At 37.2% G+C, this 19,267-nt stretch carries 23 protein-coding genes; 16 read left to right on the top strand and 7 right to left on the bottom strand.

The window, feature by feature from the left end; genetic code table 11:
• Positions 1-5: 5 nt before the first annotated feature.
• Positions 6-854: a ParB/RepB/Spo0J family partition protein gene (locus WC407_RS14430; protein WP_299991323.1), complete on the bottom strand. Its 849-nt coding sequence runs from the start codon at positions 852-854 to the stop codon at positions 6-8.
• Positions 841-1,641 (bottom strand): ParA family protein, encoded by an 801-nt coding sequence (locus WC407_RS14435; RefSeq protein WP_373023372.1) that lies wholly within the window; start codon positions 1,639-1,641, stop codon positions 841-843. The genes WC407_RS14430 and WC407_RS14435 overlap by 14 nt, the downstream gene beginning before the upstream one ends.
• Positions 1,642-1,821: 180 nt before the next feature.
• Between WC407_RS14435 and WC407_RS14440 the strand changes: the two genes are divergently transcribed.
• Together WC407_RS14440 and WC407_RS14445 are read left to right on the top strand one after the other, a co-directional pair.
• Entirely contained in the window at positions 1,822-3,045 is a 1,224-nt protein-coding gene (locus tag WC407_RS14440; RefSeq protein ID WP_299991319.1) for a DnaB-like helicase N-terminal domain-containing protein, read from the top strand.
• Positions 3,046-3,927 (top strand): hypothetical protein, encoded by an 882-nt coding sequence (locus WC407_RS14445; RefSeq protein ID WP_299991317.1) that lies wholly within the window; start codon positions 3,046-3,048, stop codon positions 3,925-3,927.
• Positions 3,928-4,674: 747 nt separating this feature from the next.
• Here the strand turns inward: WC407_RS14445 and WC407_RS14450 are convergent.
• Positions 4,675-4,953: a DUF4282 domain-containing protein gene (locus WC407_RS14450; RefSeq protein ID WP_299991316.1), complete on the bottom strand. Its 279-nt coding sequence runs from the start codon at positions 4,951-4,953 to the stop codon at positions 4,675-4,677.
• The gene (locus WC407_RS14455) at positions 4,950-5,189 is read right to left on the bottom strand and encodes a DNA-binding transcriptional regulator (RefSeq protein ID WP_299991314.1); all 240 of its coding nucleotides are present in this window, start codon (positions 5,187-5,189) and stop codon (positions 4,950-4,952) included. The genes WC407_RS14450 and WC407_RS14455 overlap by 4 nt, the downstream gene beginning before the upstream one ends.
• A gap of 306 nt (positions 5,190-5,495) precedes the next feature.
• On the opposite strand from WC407_RS14455, the gene WC407_RS14460 reads away from it, so the two are divergent.
• The 9 genes from WC407_RS14460 to WC407_RS14500 are packed head-to-tail and all read left to right on the top strand — an operon-like array spanning position 5,496 to position 9,207.
• Entirely contained in the window at positions 5,496-5,900 is a 405-nt protein-coding gene (locus WC407_RS14460; protein ID WP_299991312.1) for a hypothetical protein, read from the top strand.
• Between the two features lies 1 nt (position 5,901).
• Positions 5,902-6,378: a hypothetical protein gene (locus WC407_RS14465; protein ID WP_299991309.1), complete on the top strand. Its 477-nt coding sequence runs from the start codon at positions 5,902-5,904 to the stop codon at positions 6,376-6,378.
• Positions 6,359-6,688, top strand: a complete 330-nt coding sequence (locus WC407_RS14470) for a hypothetical protein (RefSeq protein ID WP_299991306.1) — start codon at positions 6,359-6,361, stop codon at positions 6,686-6,688. Before WC407_RS14465 ends, WC407_RS14470 begins: the two co-directional genes overlap by 20 nt.
• The gene (locus WC407_RS14475; RefSeq protein WP_299991304.1) at positions 6,678-7,385 is read left to right on the top strand and encodes a hypothetical protein; all 708 of its coding nucleotides are present in this window, start codon (positions 6,678-6,680) and stop codon (positions 7,383-7,385) included. The genes WC407_RS14470 and WC407_RS14475 overlap by 11 nt, the downstream gene beginning before the upstream one ends.
• 10 nt (positions 7,386-7,395) lie before the next feature.
• A complete protein-coding gene (locus WC407_RS14480) occupies positions 7,396-8,019 on the top strand; it encodes a hypothetical protein (protein WP_299991301.1) in 624 nt (207 codons plus the stop codon).
• A complete protein-coding gene (locus tag WC407_RS14485) occupies positions 8,000-8,362 on the top strand; it encodes a hypothetical protein (RefSeq protein WP_299991297.1) in 363 nt (120 codons plus the stop codon). Before WC407_RS14480 ends, WC407_RS14485 begins: the two co-directional genes overlap by 20 nt.
• The gene (locus tag WC407_RS14490; protein ID WP_299991294.1) at positions 8,334-8,579 is read left to right on the top strand and encodes a WGR domain-containing protein; all 246 of its coding nucleotides are present in this window, start codon (positions 8,334-8,336) and stop codon (positions 8,577-8,579) included. The genes WC407_RS14485 and WC407_RS14490 overlap by 29 nt, the downstream gene beginning before the upstream one ends.
• Positions 8,558-8,743: a hypothetical protein gene (locus WC407_RS14495; protein WP_299991291.1), complete on the top strand. Its 186-nt coding sequence runs from the start codon at positions 8,558-8,560 to the stop codon at positions 8,741-8,743. Before WC407_RS14490 ends, WC407_RS14495 begins: the two co-directional genes overlap by 22 nt.
• A 50-nt stretch (positions 8,744-8,793) precedes the next feature.
• Positions 8,794-9,207, top strand: a complete 414-nt coding sequence (locus WC407_RS14500; RefSeq protein ID WP_299991288.1) for a hypothetical protein — start codon at positions 8,794-8,796, stop codon at positions 9,205-9,207.
• 16 nt (positions 9,208-9,223) lie between these two features.
• Here WC407_RS14500 and WC407_RS14505 read toward each other — a convergent pair whose 3' ends face one another.
• Both WC407_RS14505 and WC407_RS14510 read right to left on the bottom strand, forming a co-directional pair.
• Positions 9,224-10,537 (bottom strand): type II toxin-antitoxin system HipA family toxin, encoded by a 1,314-nt coding sequence (locus tag WC407_RS14505; protein ID WP_299991285.1) that lies wholly within the window; start codon positions 10,535-10,537, stop codon positions 9,224-9,226.
• Positions 10,537-10,872, bottom strand: a complete 336-nt coding sequence (locus WC407_RS14510) for a transcriptional regulator, XRE family protein (RefSeq protein WP_299991282.1) — start codon at positions 10,870-10,872, stop codon at positions 10,537-10,539. Before WC407_RS14510 ends, WC407_RS14505 begins: the two co-directional genes overlap by 1 nt.
• A 164-nt stretch (positions 10,873-11,036) precedes the next feature.
• Between WC407_RS14510 and WC407_RS14515 the strand changes: the two genes are divergently transcribed.
• The 5 genes from WC407_RS14515 to WC407_RS14535 all read left to right on the top strand — a co-directional run bounded on the left by WC407_RS14515 (position 11,037) and on the right by WC407_RS14535 (position 18,664).
• On the top strand, positions 11,037-12,146 hold the full coding sequence (locus WC407_RS14515; protein WP_299991279.1) for a hypothetical protein: 1,110 nt from the start codon (positions 11,037-11,039) through the stop codon (positions 12,144-12,146).
• On the top strand, positions 12,146-14,647 hold the full coding sequence (locus WC407_RS14520) for a hypothetical protein (RefSeq protein WP_299991276.1): 2,502 nt from the start codon (positions 12,146-12,148) through the stop codon (positions 14,645-14,647). Before WC407_RS14515 ends, WC407_RS14520 begins: the two co-directional genes overlap by 1 nt.
• Positions 14,644-16,773, top strand: a complete 2,130-nt coding sequence (locus tag WC407_RS14525; protein WP_299991274.1) for a site-specific integrase — start codon at positions 14,644-14,646, stop codon at positions 16,771-16,773. The genes WC407_RS14520 and WC407_RS14525 overlap by 4 nt, the downstream gene beginning before the upstream one ends.
• Before the next feature lie 130 nt (positions 16,774-16,903).
• Positions 16,904-18,037 (top strand): Fic family protein, encoded by a 1,134-nt coding sequence (locus WC407_RS14530; protein WP_299991272.1) that lies wholly within the window; start codon positions 16,904-16,906, stop codon positions 18,035-18,037.
• Between the two features lie 246 nt (positions 18,038-18,283).
• Entirely contained in the window at positions 18,284-18,664 is a 381-nt protein-coding gene (locus tag WC407_RS14535; RefSeq protein ID WP_299991270.1) for a hypothetical protein, read from the top strand.
• Here the strand turns inward: WC407_RS14535 and WC407_RS14540 are convergent.
• Complete coding sequence (locus tag WC407_RS14540; protein WP_299991268.1) at positions 18,661-18,981, bottom strand: hypothetical protein; 321 nt, start codon at positions 18,979-18,981, stop codon at positions 18,661-18,663. The genes WC407_RS14535 and WC407_RS14540 overlap by 4 nt on opposite strands.
• Positions 18,982-19,267 lie beyond the last annotated feature (286 nt).

Consider the following 19,267-nt stretch of genomic DNA (forward strand, 5'->3'; position numbering starts at 1 on the left):
CCTCTTTATTCAAATTCTGCAATCATTTTTTTAATAGCATCATTCAACTTCACTAGCTTGGCTTCATTCATGCCAGCGATATTAATATCAATTTTGATTTTATCTTTTGTCTGTTTGGCTTTAAAAATTGGTAAAGCAGCTGTGTCCTTACCTTTACTCAAATATTTTGTTTTTAAAACACTTTCAGCATCATCTCTACCTAAAGACTTTATTTCTTCATAGGCTGATTTAATTTTATCTGGAGCCACTTTATTTAAAATAGACAGAATATAAACGATATTGTAATTATCTTCTTTGACCATTTTTATAATATTTGATGGTAATTTCAAAATACCCATTATTTTTGAAACATGCCCCTTTGACAATCCTATATGTTCTGCTAACTTATTTTGGCTTTCCACAACACCTTCATCAAGTAGATGTTGCATAGAAATTGCAAATTCAATAGGATTTAAATCTACGCGAACAGCATTTTCTGCTATTGCAAAAACAGCCATATCTTGTCTTGAAACATCGTTTTTCAGCATACAAGGTATTTTTTCTTTTCCTAATATTTTAAATGCTTCTGCACGCCTATGTCCTGCCAAAATCGTATATTTGCCATTCTGATTAGATGTAACCAAAATTGGTTGCAAAAGTCCATTTTTTTCGATGGACTGAACCAATTCAGAGAGTTCATTTGAATCCATTTCTATACGAGGTTGAAACGGGTTATGATCCAATTTAGAAATTTCTATATCAGCGTGTGTTTCTGATCCATCAATAGTGATTTGCTTAGGTACCATTTTCACAAGTGGTGCAGATTCCGCTATCGTTTGGGATAGTTCTGCTGTTATTCTATTACGCTTTGCCATTTATCAGCCCTGCTTTCGTTTCAATTTCTTTAATAAGCATTTTCACCTCGGCGGTAGCTTTACTATTTTTATCCAATTCTGCAACACTAAAACCATATCCAATTGAATGCTTGAAATCCGATCGAAACCTTATTACAGTTTCCATCAAATTAAAATATTTTGTCTCTCTAATAAATTCTTCTATGTCATCAAATGATTTAGCTTTTGGATCAATTTTATTTAAAAGGACATTCACTTTTACAGTTTCGCCCTCCCCTTTTAACGCTGAAAGTTCCGCTAAAATATTTTTAAATTTTTGAAGTCCAAATATCTCCATATAATCAGATGACACAGGGGTAATAACATAATCGCTTGCTATGATAGCAAGACGGTTTAAGTCTGCATCGTACCCACCAGAATCTATGACCACTAAAGTCTCATCGTCTATTTCATTTATAAAATCACGAAATTGTTCGCCCTCTCGATCCGTAAAACGTGTTATATAAAGCGGTTGTTGTCCATATTGCATTCTGAGTCTATTTGTCATGGTTACAGATTCTTGATTGTCTAGATCTACAAATACAAAGTCTTTAAATCCATACTTTTTATAGTTCAGTCCGAGTTCTATAGCAACATTCCATGCCAATGTTGATTTTCCTGTACCGCCTTTTTGATGAGCCAATGTGATTATGTTTGACCTCATAAATATATGTCCTTTTTTAAGTGTTTCCCGGGGAAACTCATAAAGTTTTCTAAAAAAATATAGCATCTTAGATTTCTCAAAATGATTATACCAATATTTTTTCATATTTTTAGTAGTCACCTAATATTTCATATGATGTTTCTTTACTTATTAATTTATATTTTCAAAAAGTACGTAATCAATTTATGCTTATTCAACTGTTTCCCCGGGAAACACTGAACATATTTCAATGTAGCAATTTTGGATATAATACAATCAAGTGAATATAGGTAAATAGGGGAAATCATGAATGACGAGTTAGAGATCTACAATATTCCATTTGAAAGATCTATATTGTCTTCTATTATTTTTAATCCTAGTGATTTTACATATATATCGAATCAACTTTCACGTGACCATTTTTATCTTGTTGCCCATCAAAATATTTATACTGCTATGATCAATTTAACTGCAATGGATAAACCTATTGATGAAGAATTTTTGAGATCTGAACTAAATCGAATTGGGCAATTTGATGAAAGAATAATGGTTGAAGTTCTAACTGCCAACCCGATAGCTAACATTACTCCTTATATCCAAGAACTTGCAAAATATAAAGATAGAAGAACTCTTTTGGGATTATCAACACAATTTAAAAAAGCTGCCCAAGCAGAAGATCCAATAAATGCGGCCAAAGAATTAATTGTAGCACTTGAAGAGGGAATGAGTATAGATCGACGATTACCACATCCTACAAATCATGAGGAAATTGAAGAAAAAGAAGTTGAATTCATTCTAAAAGATTGGCTTCCTATTCCTCGAAACACTGTTTCATTAGTTACTGCACCTGGGGGATCTGGAAAAACTTGGACCGTATTACAAATTGCCGCACGTTTTTGTATTCAAAATAAATCATCTAAGGCATTCTTATGGCTTTCAGAAGATCCAAAGTCTCTTTCAAAATCACGTTTAAATAAAATTTTATCAGGAGTACTTGACAATTCTGTGCCAAATCTTAAAATAGATATTGCAGATGACGCAACTCCACATTTACTAAATATCATTGGAAATAAAGTAACAACGGATCCTATTTGGCATGATATGAAAAAAGTTTTTGACCCTTACGATTTAATTATTCTTGATCCACTTATTGCTTTTTTTGGAGGTGATGAAAATAATAATGGACATGCTCGATTTTTCATGCAGCTATTTACTGAATATGCAGGAAAAAACGAGAAAACTATTATCTTTATTCATCATTCAACAAAAGGAACTGCTGGCTCTCGTGGAGCAGGGGCTATAGTTGATGCAGCACGCCTTCATTATGAAGTTGATCGCATAAGAAACAAAGAGAAAGAGATAGATGAATCAAAATTACATATGCGACTTGTTCGTCTAGCAAAAGATAATTATAATGCTGGTGCAATTTTAAAATCAAGCGAAGTTGAACGACAAATTTTCCCTAATCAAGATAACTCAACTACTCTCGGTCGTTCGGAACGATTCAATTCAGTATTTATTGGAGATTAGATGGCAAAAAGAAAAGATTCCCCGAATCAAAGTAAATTTGAGATTGATATTATTTCAAAAATGGAACGATCTAACGTTTCTGTTTCAGAACTTAGAACCGGACTATGGGCACCCATTGAAAAAGTTTCTTCTACAAGTCTTATTTACAAAAATTTTATTAAAAACAAACGCTCTCGTGCAATTAGTACATCGTGGGGTAAAGTTCTTGTTACAGGTAATATTTTAACGCAAGTTCACAGAGATCTACTAGACTGTATTTTTGCATCTGCTAATAATATCGAAGAATTGGAAGGCGGCAGCGTTGCTGTATTTTTTAATGAAACGGATGTTTTAAAACGATACGGAAATACAGCCGGTTCAAACCATACTTGGCTACGGACAAAGATTCGAGAAATCCGTAATACGTCCATAGAAATGGAAGACCACAGTAAAAAATATTATGCATTTCAAATTCTCGAAGATGATGGTGCAATTCCTGAGACAGGAGAATTTAAAATTGTATTCTCTTCGAAATATAGAAATTACATTGAAGGACAATTGACTATCGGTTATATCGATGAGTTAGATAAGTTGTTAACTATTCAAAGCGCATTACTCAGAGCGATTGTCCGTTTCTTTTGGACACACAAGGATGCTTCAAAGATGGAAATAAAAGCTCTGTTAACAACAGTAGGTTACCCTCAAGACAGCGAAAATGCCATAAGAACTGCTCGTCGTGAAATTGAATCCAATATAGACACATTGGAAAAATTTGGTATTTCTGCACTTGAAGAAGAAGTAACTGAATCTGGACGAAAAAAGATCAAGAAAATTTTATATCGAAAACAAGAAGATGCAAAAATCACTTTTTCTGCTCCTCTTCAGTCTTTACTCTCAAAATAGGGGGAGGGGAGGCACAAAAGCCTCACCCCCCTACTATAGATTTCTATATAATCTATAATACTCTATAGAGGAAAAACTCAAAGCCCGTAAAATAGGGAACTTTATCCATTAAATGACCGACACTATCCATTAAATGACCGACATTTATCCCTAAATCCCATTAAATGACCGACACTATCCATTAAATGACCGACACAGCAATAATAAATACTTATGAAAATACAGGTATTTATGAGAATATGATGAATTTGTGTATGTTAAGAAACTGGTTATGAAGTGAAAAAAGTAATTTTGAATCATTAAATGGCATATATTTCTTTTACAGAGAAGAACTTAGTTAATAATAGTTAGGAAATAACGATCAAAGGCTTTTATTCCATTAAATGACCTACATTTTTGAATTGCTGGCATTATTTGACCTACATAAAAAAAGTTAGTACATTATTTGACCTACGCAAAATACCCTAACAAAGGAAAATAGGTAACTTATAGGTCTGCATTTTTTATGTAAATGGCTATAAAAATAGCGTGAAATGACGTAAATATCGAGAATTCACGTAGTATAAACCAATAAATTTCCCCCATTAAATGACCTACATTATTATCAAATACGGCGTTCATATCTCCGGAACGATTTTTAAGAACTCTGAAAAATTGATTACTCAAGTTGATAATGCACTGAGAGCAGGGGAGGGCACAATGGTACCTAGATGGATGAGAGGGTTTTAGTAGACGTAATTTTAAGTCTCAAGAAGCCATATGCTGCAAATACTCAATCATCTTGAAATACCCGATAAGTATCTCAAACATCATACGCCACATGATCTCAAACCCGACAAATAAAATCATGAACCCCAGAACCAGTCGTGAGGTTGTAATGGGAAATGTGCGCATCAGAGCATCGGCTATTTTGATAACCCATGGTCGTTTAATCCAAAGCAGGGCAGGGATCATCAATGCTCCCAGATAATAGAAGGCTATCAGTACCGGAATCGAGATAAATGTGTCAAAGGTTAGAAAGTTCACTTGGATTTTTTATCCATTAAATCGCATACGCCGCTTTTGCTTATTGCCTCTTTGATCTGCTTACAGTGTTGGTTCTCAATATAGAGATGAAGCCAAGATTCAACCCAATAAGGGATCTCTCGTCCCTCGTTACCCCAGTTGCTAATCGTTCCGCCGGTGGTTCCAAGAATTTCGGCAAACTCTTTCTTGGAGAGACCGGCGGTTTTGAGAAGATCGTTAAAAGCGTATTTGTCCATTTTCTCTCTAATACATAGCTGTTTATAAAATTCTATCTAAATCACCTCAAATGTTTACTAAATGACTTAAAAAGTCTTATTTGTGAATTTAATAAGACTATTACTAATCAAACGTTTATTTCATACAAATACTACTACTTCCGACTACCCACTTTGCAAAATGTCATAAATTTACATATAAGTAATAATAAGTGATTTAATATAATCATATAAGTATATAAAGCGTTGACATTGTTTATATATGAGTATATAATGTCTTAAATAATAAACGTACGTTTATTTTAACTCAAATAAAAAGGAGATTTCATGAGCCATGTATGTTTTAGCGATATCGATCTACTCATTGATGAGGGGAGAAAAGAGATCCTCATCAACCCTAAGGGAGAGCGTTTTTATTTTGTCTCATGTGACGAGCAGCATAAAATTTTCCGTGATGCGATACTTCGGTACGACTCCGTAGAAGAGCGATATGAGATTGAAGGAGAGCAGACCCTCTACACTGAGCATAAAGGGATGGGCTTGGATTATGAAAAGCTTTTGTGTCTTCACCCCCAAGAGCTAATCCATAAAAAAAGCTTTTTCGGATTTACCTGGTACAACGTATGTGGCGTGTTGAAACGTGAAATTCGAAGTGTCTATCTGTGTCAGTACAAAGATTATCGTATCCATGAGCGCTCTGCGGTGATCTCTCATACTTACGAGGAGCGATGAGATGCATCCTGAAATGTTGGTTACCAGTACCGGCGAAGTATGGCTGTTGAGCATATTGCTGCTCATAGGAGCTGGATTTATCCTCTATGGAAGAGGGGCTGAGTTTGTTTTTGTCGGTATGGTGGTGATTGTGGGAGTATTTACTATTGCCTACAGTAACCACACACATTACCTAGGGGAGCGTTTTTTGATGGAGCAGTTTCATGAGGGGAGGGCATTGTCATGCGGTTTATGGAGAGGGGAGAGTGTTAGGGTCGATCGCTTAAGCGGGTGGAAATATGAAGAGGGGACCGGATTTGTGAAAGGGGATGTGATCATTAATGATCCTGGAGTGTGTAGGGTGATTGAAAAACCTTTTCCAGAGCCATCAAGCGTTCCGTATTGGATGGTCTTAGTCACTGTTATGGGAGTGTTGATGATTCTGCGGGCGGTGACGCTGGGTGTTGAGGAGGAAAAAGATGACGCAAGAGCTGAGTAATATCGTTTTTCTAAGTCTTTTTTACTGGGGACTTAGCGTCTTGATGCTACGGATTATCATACATGAACGGCGTCAACGACTTTATCTAATCAGTGTCGGGTATTTAGTTTTAAGTGTGGGAGTGGGGCAGGCCATAGCGATGAAATGGCTATTGGCAGCAAGCTTGCTCTTTATGGTGATCTCTATGTCTCTCACACTGTGGATCCTTTTAAAGCAAAGCCGTCAGTGTATACGGGATCTTAAAACGATGCATGAAGAGGAAAAGCATGCAGAACACTCCCAAAAGGAGGAGACACCCCATGGAAAATAATGTCATATATCTCAGTGATGCATCGTATGACCACCTCACCAAAGAGGTGGGAATAGGGGTAAAAAACCTCTATACGAACCAAAGCCATAGTGTTTTTGTCCACGCTATGAATGTACTTGAGGCAGAAGAGTTCGCTCTGATCGAAGCAATAGAGCATGCTATAGCGCACCATCACCGCAACTGCGTCTTTGTCTATGACAACATGGGGATTGACACGAAAAGTATCGGAGCGTTTTTTTCTCAGATGTTTGATCAAATACAGTTTCTGTGGATGAAACGCGATTATTTGAAGCAGGTGGATAAATTGGCGTGCAACGTTCGACTTAAACACGCAAAAAATGCCAACTGGACGAAACAGATTCTCATCCATGCTTCCCAGATTAGCGATGAAGCGTTAGTGAGTGCATTGATGCCGCTCACACGGGGTGAAACCTATGGATACCTATGCGCCATCAGCGGTACGGCTCCGATGATGAAACCTTATCCCAAAAACATCAAAGAGGTGAATGAGAAGATTATTGCCTTATTGCTCTTTGCCGGTAGCCAAAACCTCCATCGCCTGTTATCTGAGCGATTCAGACATATTCAATGCTATAAGCAAAAACTCTACGACGAACTGCTCAGAGCGAGCGGGTTTGATATGAGCTGGTTTGAGGAAGCCGAAAAAAAGACTTTTAAAGCGCCGATTGCGGCATAAAGGGGAAAAGATGAGTCACTTTGATATGGATATGATGGCATTGATGGGACTGATACTCTTAGTGGGTGGAGTGAGCGTAACGTTTCTCAAAGAGATGATCGTACCGATTGTTGGGCTGTTTTTACTTTTAGTTATGGTCTGGGGAGATGATATTTGCAGTCGTCACGATCGGCTGAATTTTTATGGCAATCACGTTGATAGGGGAGGGGAGATCATCTGTAAAGATGATTCTGCTCATCCGCTTCTCATCTCTACAGCAAAAGGGTGGGAGCACAAAGGGGGCTATCTCTTTAAAGGCAATATAGGGGTCGAAATCCTTGAAGATCAATGTGAAATTCTCCATCAGGATGAACCCCATTGCATCAGTGTGTCAACACAGATCGTTATTGGAACGAGTATGCTGATCGGTATCTTTGGTTGGATGGCTTGGATGTTTCGACAACTGAGTGAGAGACTCGCAAAAACCAAAGCCCGTGAAGAGCGCAAAGAAAAAATACGCAAAGGTGCTGAAGAGATGGCGGAACTCTATAAAACCGATCCGGAGCTTAAAGAGTGGAATGAGTTTGTGGGAGATTATTATGAGACAAGTGAAGAGTACATGAAGAAGGCAGATCATGAGCAAAAGAATATCTAAATTACTGATTTATTGGACACTGCTGGTACTGGTACAAATTTATGGCCTGGCCATCTATCAATACGGACAAAGCTACGGATTCGATGAACAGATCAATCCTACAACTATCATTGCCGCGATATTGACCATTATCGGTTTATTGGGTTTAATCGGGCGATATCTCAACAACAAGGATATGAAACGGGGATATTGTGAGAGCGGTATTGCTCAAGAGCAGATCGATGCGTACCAAAAATCCAGAAATGGAGGTCATTTAATGGAAGATGTATCCAAAGCAAGTGACATTAAAGATGCAATTTCGCAGAAGAACGATTATGAAAACGACCATGATACGAAGCGTTAAGGGGAGGGTGCGCTATTACACCCTTGAATTGATCCCCAATCTTTTTGGAGAGTGGATGGTCGTTCGCACATACGGCTCCATCAAAAAACTCAAACCAACCGGTGTGATTCGCGAGATATATGACAATGCAGAAGCCGCAGCCGAGTCAATGCAGTTATTGATAAGTGCCAAACTCAAAAAGGGATACACAAACCGATGCACATTAAACAATGGATGAGTGCTTTGATCTTTTTTATCCCCGCATTGATTGCTGGGGTAGGGGTGCACAGCATAGAAGAATTTGGGGTGGCAATTTTTTTATTTACAATCGCGTTTACGGCCGCTGCCATTATCTTTTATCCCGAATGTGAGTTTTCCAAAAGGGTATTGGATCTTTTTTAGACAGTCTTTCCCAAAACCAATCTTATCAAAACAATTAAGGAGATACGAAAATGAGTAATACTTGGATGGCGCTAAATATCATAGCACTGCTGGGAGCGATAATCTACGTCATCCGCTATAAGCGGACGCCAAAAAAACAGCACAACCACAAAAATGAGGAGCCGTTTTGCATTTACGAGGGTGAAGAGGACCCTCAGATACGCCATGTTCGCAGAGGTAATTTTATAACCTCCCATACAAAGGATACAGATCGCTGCGGCGAATCATACGACGAGCATCAATGGCGTTTTACGATGCCGCATACAGCGGTTGATCTTCTGATCGAAGCCTTTTCGGGGGATGAAAAAAAAGCGTATCAGATTAAACGTGCCATTGAACTCTCAATCGAGCATTATGCGATTGAGATGGCGGATGATGCGGAGTGTGCAAGGATTATTGAGGAACGACTTGTCAATAACCCATAAAATCGAAGATAAAGAACTATAAGCTATTAACTCTGAGTGATCCGGCAACCTGCTTGGAAAGTTCACTCGGCACTTCATACTCTTTAGCTAACTGTGTAAAACGACTAAAAGCCTCCAGAGAGGTATCAATCATTTCATTAGCATGTTTTGCGCTTATGCTGCACTTCGATGCAAAAGCCAAAAGATCGTTTCGCTCAAATTGATCTCGTTTACCCGAAAGTGAAATTTGATGCTGTGCGGTCCACTTTCCAAGCGGGTCATACGCATAGGTCATATCAAACGCAGGTGAGAGTGACCATACGCCCCGACGATCCATCATAAAGCCGAAATTTTTGGCATGATCGTCTTGATTACGTCCGATGATGTTAAAGATGGCGCGACGAAACAGCTCGTTGAGTTCATTCTGACCCAAGCCCAGTTCTCGACAGGTCATGACCAACTGCTCGTACGAGTAGACACCCACATGATCTCGATCGAAATGTCGCAAGCCTGCCCAGGAAGCATAGTGCTTTTTGCGTACCTTGCCATCAACAATCTCACGATCAAACCGCTCGATCATAAAATGAAAATCATCACTATCGGTGATGTAGGTTGTTGAGGGAATATCGATTCCACATTCTTTGGCTATAACGGAATAGATGTATTCGATTCGAGTCATCCCTTTAGGATCTTTGCGATCTTTATCGCTGTTATCATCCGAATCAAACTTCAAAAGCCAATAGCGTTTATCCTCACCTGCATCCAAGGTACCGTCATAAAATCTCCCTTGTGCGTCTTGAGCTACTAATGCTTTAGATCTTGCCCCTCCGGCGCTCGATCCTACACGGATAAGAGCTAACATCTCTTCATGCGATGCGGTGGATAATTTATGATTAAAATCGCTCTTTTCGCGCAACACCATATTTGCTAGTTCATTAAGATGATGAATGTTGAGGCTTCCTCCATTCATAGCCATGTCATCGTTGCTAGAGGGCTCATATTCGAACGCACCCATGCTTCGTTTGCCGATGTACGCCAAACGATCAAGTGCGGTGATATCGGATGGGGATAACCCATTGTCGGCAAAGAAACGATCGATTAACTTGTTACCGAATTTGTCAGGAAGCGAATCGGCAAATATTCCGGGCAGTCCATGAAAGGTTCGCTGACTGATTGATGGGTATGAGTGTATCATAGGAGGATATTTCATCTCCAAGGGTGAGAGTTGAATCTCTGAGGTTGCAAAATCAGGTGCGTATTCAAACGTCGCTATTTCATTTTGTCCAGGAGCATAACCCAAATAGCCAATGGTCTTTCCCCAAAGTGTTACAGTAATAATCGGTGTAGCCATTATTCATCTCCCCAAGCAAAATTGGAGGGTTTGGATTTCTTTTTAGTGATCCGCTTTTTGAGCGGTTTTTCGATTTGTTGTGCAGGGCTAAATGTTTGGGTTGATTCCAAAAGTGCATTCAGTGCATCGAGTTCACCCAACCCTCTGAGAATTCGGATAAAACTGGTTAGAGATATCGTCCCCTTGTTAGCACGGAAGCGTTTGAGAGTAGCGAGGTTGGTACCGCTTTTTACAACCAGTTCGGCATCGCTGAGTTCTTTTTCACGACGTCTTCGATCGACGCGATGTGCCAGTTCTTTGAGTATCTCTTCATCGCTTAACAGTGAAAAACGCATCAAATCCCTCCCAAAATTGTATATAAAAGTAATTATAGCACTAAAAAGAGCTTTTATAATAAATAAATAGAAATAAAGTATCTAAATAGATTTAAAACATGTGTGGTTTATACTAAAAATAGTATTATATAAAGTAGTAGAGGAATATCAATTTGAGGATTAGGGTGATCTGTATTTTAGTGGGCTTGTTTTTGATGGTACTTATTACAAAATGCAGTAAAATACAATCTTTATACGAAAATAAGATAGCTAAAGTAAAATATGTATTTTTAAAAAGTATATATTTTATTTCTGAATATGGATTAAGCTTGAAGGTAGTCACCGGAACGGAAAAATTATCAACCGTCATCGAAGGAATTCAAAAAACTTTTTCATTGAATTTTATATATTCACAAAACAAAGAATTTAAATTTGTTGATAACATTAGTCCTGAATTTATAACTATTTTAATCAGTAAGCCAATCATTTTTTATGCCAAAAAAGGCAGTTTAAATGGATCACACCATTCTGCTGAATTTATAAATTATTCTACATATATATACTATTCGGAGAATCTAGAGACACTCAGATATTTAAAATCTCTTAGTGAAGATGTTCAAAAAAAAATCGAGATAAAATGGGTAATCATTGACGTAGATGATGATGTCCGAATAAGTTCTTGGTTAGATAGATTGATTTTTCTTGATTTTTGGCAGGAAGAACGAGAAAAAAAAATTACGTCTGGAAATATAGACTATCAAGGAATAGAAGCTGTATTGAAAGATTTAAGTCCCAAGAAATATGGGCAGCTCTTTATGAAAAAATTTATCAAATATGTTACCTATCCCTTATTGCGAATCAAGCCTCCGCAGTTTGAATATGTTTATCCAAAACTTCAATATATTAAAAAGCCTTCAGACATATTAGTGACAGATGACATGAATAATAATGTGTATCGCTATGAATGCTGCATTTGTGGTAAAAAACATTTTGTGGTGATGACTAATTCCAAAAATAAAAAGAAACCAAGCAGTAAAAATATGATTGCGTTTGACGTTGGAAAAAATTGTATTGAATTCAAATGCAATCATGAAGACACAGAATTTAAAGGGAATAGAAGGCCATACTTTAAACCTGATAAAGTTGGAGGCTTCTTTTTAAAAGAAAGTAAAGACTATGACAAGGCATTTTTATACTTATTTGAGCGCTATCAAAAAGCGGATGAGAATATAAATTTTATGCACGAAAATGGCACATTGATATCAAGACCAATCAGTCAATATCTTGAGTCTTAATGCAAAAGAATATCCCAATAGAGATTAGCAAATATTTTGATTATCAAAAAGATGAGCTGCTCGGCAATTTGATATATGCAGCAATTTTTGTATTCCGATCGGCTATTGACAAACATGAGAATCTGATCAATGAAGTATTGAAACTATCCGGTATCGACAGACCCGCCCCTTTATTTATGCGATTATTGGAAGAAATATATTTTGACATAGTTAAACAGCAAAATAAGGGCGTTTTACAGCAGACCATGAAGCATGCTCCAAATGTAATACAACACAGTCCATTGACATGGGCTTATTATGCTTTATATTGGTATTGGCCACAAAATGCTTCATTTGAAGAGATGAAATATAAGATGCCGGAAAATCTGGCAAAAATATTGTTTCAGTTTCATTTCGATCAATTGACATACAGACAAAAGGAATCAGTAGAATCTGCTGATAAAAGGGACGATAAATTTTATCATGACGTTGCCCGTGGCGTTACACGGGGAGTTGAATTGTTATCGGGGATATATATTAAAAAAGAGACATTGATCAACAAAGACGATAAAGAATACCTTGAAGAGGTCTATTTTAATAAAAATGATAACGATTGGCTTTTTAATTTTTATAATGTTCTTGAAAATGATCTGATTGAGGCCAATTCCTTTAGAATCCAAGATGGAGGCACATCTTCATTTTACATCAGCTATGACAGCATTTCCCATAACATTGGCGAATGGCACTTTAGAACGAGCCGAAAAACACAAGCCGGAAAAACGAGGCAGAAAGGGGTTAATAATAACCTTCGCCATTATATGTCGAGTTACCGTGAAAATCACGAAAAAATGCGCGGACTAATCTACAAAGACAAACCTTCTCAAGGATATGGCGGAAAGAGATCCAAAAAAATATCACAATATACTGTTGTAGAACCATTTAACAGATCTTTATCGATAAATCTAAGTATTCCGGTTGAACCTTCAACGCGTGAAGAAGCCATAGAACAAAAAAACAATGAAACCAAACGAACAAGAGCTTATCCTGACCCTATATTAGGAGAGCGGGATACGATCCCTAACGCTGCACAGCAGCGCAACAGAAATAAAGCATTTTCTGCGAAGATTACCAAGCGCTCACTATTGCTAAAGAGTGACTACGAAGTGCCTCCAAAAAAGCATTTGAAAGAGTTTATCAAACATGTTTTTGGCAATAAAATGGATGACGCATTTAACAGGGAAGATTTTTTCAGGTCCGTATTTTTGACTTCCCTTATTACTGGTTATGATTATCATAGAACGGTGACAGGTGTTTTTTTGCAAAACAACAATATCGCTAAATATGATCATAAAACGAACGAAATCGAAGTCATGATCGATCCTAAGCTCTTTTCGAAAGAAACAGATTCAAAATTATTAGTTAATGGGAAAAAGCAAATTTTCTATAGGCTTCCGCATCTGTATCGTATGTTTTGGTCAAGACAAAAAAGTCAGATACTTGCTTTAGATGAAGAAGAAATTACACAACTGACAAGTCAGAAATGGGCAAATGAATATATCGGTTTTATGGTATCGCTTCAAAAGACATTCCCTAAAAAAATAAAAATCAATTTCAAACATATCTGGAGAATCATTGCGACATATAGACGAGAACAATCCATTGAAGATATGAGTGTATTGTTTTGCGTAGGAAAATATCAAAGCTGCGATGAATCAAGATTGGCCTATGCATCCACGCTCAAAAGATCAGAAACATTTTCAGAGATGATGGAGAAAATGTACATCGATTTGGACTTGCATGAAAGTGTCTGCAAATTACTAGGTATTTCACCAGAATTGTTCAGACCGGCACTCTCAATAACCGTAAAGCCAGAATATGCGGGTACCAGCAGGGTTCTTGAGATTCAAAAATCCATTCAGTTTTTTAACGATATGAATAGGCTTATACGATTGCAAATAAGTCCTGTAGCCGAATTTAATATATATTCGATTGCACTACGTTTTGCACTATCGATCACTTTAGGAACGAGAACGTTTTCCAAATCTGATTCATTTGAATTTATGTCCATGCATACCATCAGGATCAGTGAAAAAGCCGAAACAATCTCTACGGGCACACGTATTATTCCCGTATGTGATATTGCTGAAAACTTGATCGAGCGTTATCGTAAAATAGCACAAGACCTCGGATTTGAAGTGACACAAGTGATGTTTATCGTTGATGAGAAACTTGAACCATACAGCGAAAAAAAAGCACTTCATTTTTTGGACAGTTATGGAGCTCCTGAACATCTTCAGAAGTTTATTACTCATGTACCTTTAAATACTGGCAGACACATAATCACCAAGTATGCGATCGAGCATAATTTCAATAGTTTCTATCTAGAAGCTCTTCTTGGACACTATATAAGCGGTGGAGAACAAGAAGGGATATTTTCAACCATGAATCTGCGTGAATATATCAGTGCAACAAGGGAAATGCTGCAACATATCGCTCAAATCTATGGAGTAGACAAGTTATGAATACAACCGATAGTTTTTCCATAGCATATGACACTTTAAGGTCCAAAATAGCCAAACACCCTTCCATTAGCGGGCAATTTAAAAGCTTGTTGCTTATTGCACTAAAGAATGAACAGGAAACTGTCAAAACAGTTTCTGGCCAATTTAAACTTGATATCCAATTTTTAAAAGTATTCATAGATCTCGCCAATCAGCAATTAAAACCAAAGTCAGATGCGGAACACACCACGTATGACAAAATGCTTTATCGTGAATTTAAGCGTCTTAAGAAATTTGAACTGATCCATAAATCATCAGTATCTTATTTGCCCAGAAATCTTGTATTGGTGTCAATCAATCCAAATCATAATGCACTCCTCTCAAAATCCTATTCAAAATTGGACAAAATTGATAAGGCTATCAATGCTTATGAAACTTATTGTAAAATTGAACGCGAAGATTCGAATATTTTGCAGCAGATATATGGTTATTTGCGGCTGTTTCACATTATACCCTTCACATCCTCGGTCTTAAAAAAAATCTGCTGGAAAGATCTTGTATTTACTCCTTCAGGTAAGGTTGTATTGGTGATTTATGAGGAAAGTTTTTTAGCTTCCGGTGTCGATACAAGAGGTCCTAAGCCTTATAAAACTGTTTTGCTGGATGAATTTGTTTCAGGGCTTTTTGAAAAGGTGCGTTTCCGTATTACCAATACTGGTGAAACGGTTTTTAAAAATATTGATAAATATGAAAATAATGTGAACGTTAACAGGGCTAAATCTTCTATTCAGGATATTAGCATCGGTGAACTTCGGCAGCTTACCAAAATCCGCTATATGTATTTAAGCTCACCATTTGCTTTAACTCTTCGTACTGGAACGGTAACACCTGTGCAGTTGTCGTTAGCAGATATTGATGCGATGTTTCCTGGAGCGGTGTCTCAAGAACTGATGAAAGATGAAATCAAGCGAATCCAGTCTGCCTTGGCAAGACCGGCTCCGCTTGATCCGGACGATGAAATGGACTGGCAGGTCATTACGTTTGATATTTACGAACTGGATGACCTTATTGCGCTATTAAGACATAAAGACAATATGCCTCCAAAAGAGCTTATCGAAAATGCTTTGTTTGAACTGCATAAAGCACTAAAATTCAGTGATTCACCGCATTTGGAAATGATTTATGAATATTTGATTTATCTAATTGATTTGACACAGAAAAGACGCATACGCCTTTCTACGGCCAAGAATTATATTTGGTTGTTGAATAAACATTTATTTGGAATGATTGAAAATTTTTATGCGATAAAAGAGCATGAAGTTTTCAGAATTAGCAATCGGCTTGATAATCGAGAATATAAAAGTACATCAGTAAAGAAGATAAAGGCACAGATCAACCGTTTTTTCAAATATTATTCTAAAAAGGGTATCACGATTGATGTAGCTAGTTCTTTTTATCCAAAATCATTGGTATTTAAAAAAGAAATTGATGGCATCATTGACGAGATCGAGGAAAAATACAAATCCTGGAAACAAATTCAAAAAATTGGGAAGCAACACAAACTGTATCTGAACCAATTGAAGGTAATAGTATTACTTGGATTTTATTGTGGGGTCCGTTTGAAGGAAGTGTCAACATTGCTATTAAAAGACATTTATCTTTACGGAAACAGACTGCATTTGGATATCAACAGTAAAGGAATCAAAAAGACAGGATTCAAATTGAAAACAATCAGTTCAAAAAGAAGGATTGATGTTGATATTGAGAATCCACAGCATTTAAAGATTTTTACTGAATTTTTAGAGATGAGATCAAAGCTGGATAAAAAATCGAATTTTCTTTTTCTTGAACTTTCCGAGTATAACGGTTTTTTGAACAAATCGATCAATGTAAGTTGTTTTGAGTACATAAATGAGATAATTCAATCTGTAACAAAACGCTATTGTACTTATCATTCTCTGCGCCACTCATTTGCAACATACCAATGTCAACGTTTTTTCCCAAATGGAAGTTCTTACCCGTATGAACTTTTAGAACTCTCTGATAAGCTAGGGCACCGAACACCTGATACCACAGTTCAATCTTATGTACATGGAGGAGTCTTATTTTTTGAAGCAATTCAGCATAGTACTTTCGTTAGCTGTTAAAGATATAGAGATCAGTTATTGATCAAAAGAAGGGGCGATTACGAACTATAATCATACTAAATATGGTATGATTATCTTAATAATTCAATCCACTTAAATCAAATCGATTGACTAAAAGGCAATAAAGAGTATGAAACGCTGGATATGGGAGCAAGAAGCTTATCCCCATTTTACCTACGATCTAACCCGACTTGAGCAATTGATGCAGCAGGTGTCGTTAGGGCAGGGGTATCTTATTGCCATGACCCAAACAATGGACAGTGACAACATCGCTCAGCGTCAACTCGAAGCACTGATGAGCGAAGCAATCAGTACCTCTGCGATCGAAGGGGAAATTCTTAACCGTGACAGTGTCAAAGCCTCTGTCGCTCGAAAGCTGGGACTGTCCGGTATCGATGCCTCAAAACGGGATGAGAGTACCGATTATCTCATCGAGATTCTCATCGATGCCAATACCAATTATGATCAGCCTTTAACACTGGAGCGATTGTTTGGATGGCATAACGCTCTTTTTCCACGAGGATACAGTGGGTTATCAAAAATCAATGTTGCAACCTTTAGGGGCGAAGAGCCGATGGAGGTCATCGGCGGAGCGGCAGGCAAAGAGAAGACCTACTATGTAGCACCTCCACGATCCATTCTCGAAAATGAGATGGAAAAATATCTGCAATGGTTCAATACCACGCCGCCCAGTTTAATCAAAGCGTGTATAGCCCATCTGTGGTTTGTCATTATCCATCCGTTCGATGATGGTAACGGGAGAATCGGACGTGCGATTACCGATCTGGTTTTATCCAAGATAGAACGATCGAGCATCTCAAGACTTTATTCGATGTCTAGTGCTATCAATAATGACCGTAACGGATACTATCATGCGTTGGAAAAAACGACGGGATATGTGCATAAAGAATCAAACCATTTGGATATCACCCAGTGGTGTGAATGGTTTCTTACGACCTTGCATATCGCACTCATCGATACGAAAAAGAAGCTGAACTACATTGTTCAAAAAACAGCGTTTTGGGATAAATATCGAGAGTATGGTCTTAATCCACGACAAACCAAAGTGCTCAATAAAATTCTCGACATGGGTGCTGAGAATTTTCAAGGCTCATTGAGTAAAAAGAAATACATGACAATCACCGATACAGCATCGACGACGGCATCTAGAGATATTACTCAGCTTCTTGAAATCGGATGTATTCGACAGATCGAGGGGACCAATGGACGCAATGTACGTTATGAGATCGTTATAGAAAAGTAAACAACCCCATTTTTACTTCGATGTATGTGTTAAAGTACCAAGAATGCGAAAGATTACATCTATCAAGCACATCAATATTTTCAGGAAAACATGCTGTTTTTCTGAAAAAATATTTACATCACAATACGAAACCATGCTATTGACTATCCGAATTCACAATTTATGAGTATCTTGCAAAATGCCATTTTTTTAAGTGGGCTAAATAAAGTATTTTACACTTACGGTTTATTCATAAAGGCAGAAAAAATGAATTATGAAATCAAACAAATCGGCTATGTTAATGGCGATAAACATCTGAAGGGCACTGTCGCTAATATGAAAGTGGGTGAACTGCGATATTACCCTCAAGACAACCCAAATCTCTATCGCACGCAGTCACGAGAACTTTCACCAAAAACAGTGACGCGAATTTTTAAATCGATGTTTCCCGATTACGAGATAGAGGTAAATGAAAGTGATCCCTCTACGATAGACCATATTGTAAAACGCGAGTCACGTCACTATATCATCAATAAGGCCTACATCTGTATCAAAGAAGCAACTCCGGAACATGATGGAACGGTGATCAATCTGCATAACGGGTATGTATTAGTCTTCAAAGAAAATTACATCTCATCGGTTTGTTAAAGTGCTTCAATCTTCTTGATTATTTTTTCCCGATGTTCGGCAAACAACTTTTCGATTGATGAGGTAACTACTTCTTCTTTCGATCCGTATTCCCCAAACCCGATCATGGTATGGATACGCTCTTTAGAGGTTTGATCCAATTCTATGAACTCTTTATCGAACAAGCGTTTGATTTCGAGCAAACTTTCAATCGCCGCACCCATTCTTTCCCGTTCATTGATCGATTTCTCTAAATCAAGTGAATTGGCGATTTTTGACAATTCTTCGAGACTATTGCTCTCTAAAACGACTCTACGATCTATTTTTTCATTACTCATGAGATAAATTCCTTTTAGTATTACTTTACTGCTTTATAGTAGAAGTATAATAGCTATAAATATGGTTATAGTCAATATTAATGACATAATTCAAACTATAAATTTATATATAACATAGATAATACACTTTAGCCATATGGAGCGATTGCTTGCAATGTTGATGCACAATATGGCTTCGTTTTGGTATTAATACTAAGATAATACAATATTATCTTGTAAGTAAAAGGCAATTTTGCTATAATTTATTAAATGATCGATAGATTTAGAGATGAGTTTTGATTGCTTC

Source organism: Sulfuricurvum sp. (assembly GCF_041651515.1).
In the GTDB taxonomy this organism is placed as follows: domain Bacteria; phylum Campylobacterota; class Campylobacteria; order Campylobacterales; family Sulfurimonadaceae; genus Sulfuricurvum.

Excerpts from the sequence above, each read along its gene's own strand:
- WC407_RS14430 (WP_299991323.1), bottom strand. The coding sequence starts at position 854 with ATGGCAAAGCGTAATAGAATAACAGCAGAACTATCCCAAACGATAGCG.
- WC407_RS14435 (WP_373023372.1), bottom strand. The coding sequence starts at position 1,641 with ATGAAAAAATATTGGTATAATCATTTTGAGAAATCTAAGATGCTATAT.
- WC407_RS14440 (WP_299991319.1), top strand. The coding sequence starts at position 1,822 with ATGAATGACGAGTTAGAGATCTACAATATTCCATTTGAAAGATCTATA.
- WC407_RS14445 (WP_299991317.1), top strand. The coding sequence starts at position 3,046 with ATGGCAAAAAGAAAAGATTCCCCGAATCAAAGTAAATTTGAGATTGAT.
- WC407_RS14455 (WP_299991314.1), bottom strand. The coding sequence starts at position 5,189 with ATGGACAAATACGCTTTTAACGATCTTCTCAAAACCGCCGGTCTCTCC.
- WC407_RS14460 (WP_299991312.1), top strand. The coding sequence starts at position 5,496 with ATGAGCCATGTATGTTTTAGCGATATCGATCTACTCATTGATGAGGGG.
- WC407_RS14465 (WP_299991309.1), top strand. The coding sequence starts at position 5,902 with ATGCATCCTGAAATGTTGGTTACCAGTACCGGCGAAGTATGGCTGTTG.
- WC407_RS14470 (WP_299991306.1), top strand. The coding sequence starts at position 6,359 with ATGACGCAAGAGCTGAGTAATATCGTTTTTCTAAGTCTTTTTTACTGG.
- WC407_RS14475 (WP_299991304.1), top strand. The coding sequence starts at position 6,678 with ATGGAAAATAATGTCATATATCTCAGTGATGCATCGTATGACCACCTC.
- WC407_RS14480 (WP_299991301.1), top strand. The coding sequence starts at position 7,396 with ATGAGTCACTTTGATATGGATATGATGGCATTGATGGGACTGATACTC.
- WC407_RS14485 (WP_299991297.1), top strand. The coding sequence starts at position 8,000 with ATGAGCAAAAGAATATCTAAATTACTGATTTATTGGACACTGCTGGTA.
- WC407_RS14490 (WP_299991294.1), top strand. The coding sequence starts at position 8,334 with ATGAAAACGACCATGATACGAAGCGTTAAGGGGAGGGTGCGCTATTAC.
- WC407_RS14495 (WP_299991291.1), top strand. The coding sequence starts at position 8,558 with ATGCACATTAAACAATGGATGAGTGCTTTGATCTTTTTTATCCCCGCA.
- WC407_RS14500 (WP_299991288.1), top strand. The coding sequence starts at position 8,794 with ATGAGTAATACTTGGATGGCGCTAAATATCATAGCACTGCTGGGAGCG.
- WC407_RS14505 (WP_299991285.1), bottom strand. The coding sequence starts at position 10,537 with ATGGCTACACCGATTATTACTGTAACACTTTGGGGAAAGACCATTGGC.
- WC407_RS14510 (WP_299991282.1), bottom strand. The coding sequence starts at position 10,872 with ATGCGTTTTTCACTGTTAAGCGATGAAGAGATACTCAAAGAACTGGCA.
- WC407_RS14520 (WP_299991276.1), top strand. The coding sequence starts at position 12,146 with ATGCAAAAGAATATCCCAATAGAGATTAGCAAATATTTTGATTATCAA.
- WC407_RS14525 (WP_299991274.1), top strand. The coding sequence starts at position 14,644 with ATGAATACAACCGATAGTTTTTCCATAGCATATGACACTTTAAGGTCC.
- WC407_RS14530 (WP_299991272.1), top strand. The coding sequence starts at position 16,904 with ATGAAACGCTGGATATGGGAGCAAGAAGCTTATCCCCATTTTACCTAC.
- WC407_RS14535 (WP_299991270.1), top strand. The coding sequence starts at position 18,284 with ATGAATTATGAAATCAAACAAATCGGCTATGTTAATGGCGATAAACAT.
- WC407_RS14540 (WP_299991268.1), bottom strand. The coding sequence starts at position 18,981 with ATGAGTAATGAAAAAATAGATCGTAGAGTCGTTTTAGAGAGCAATAGT.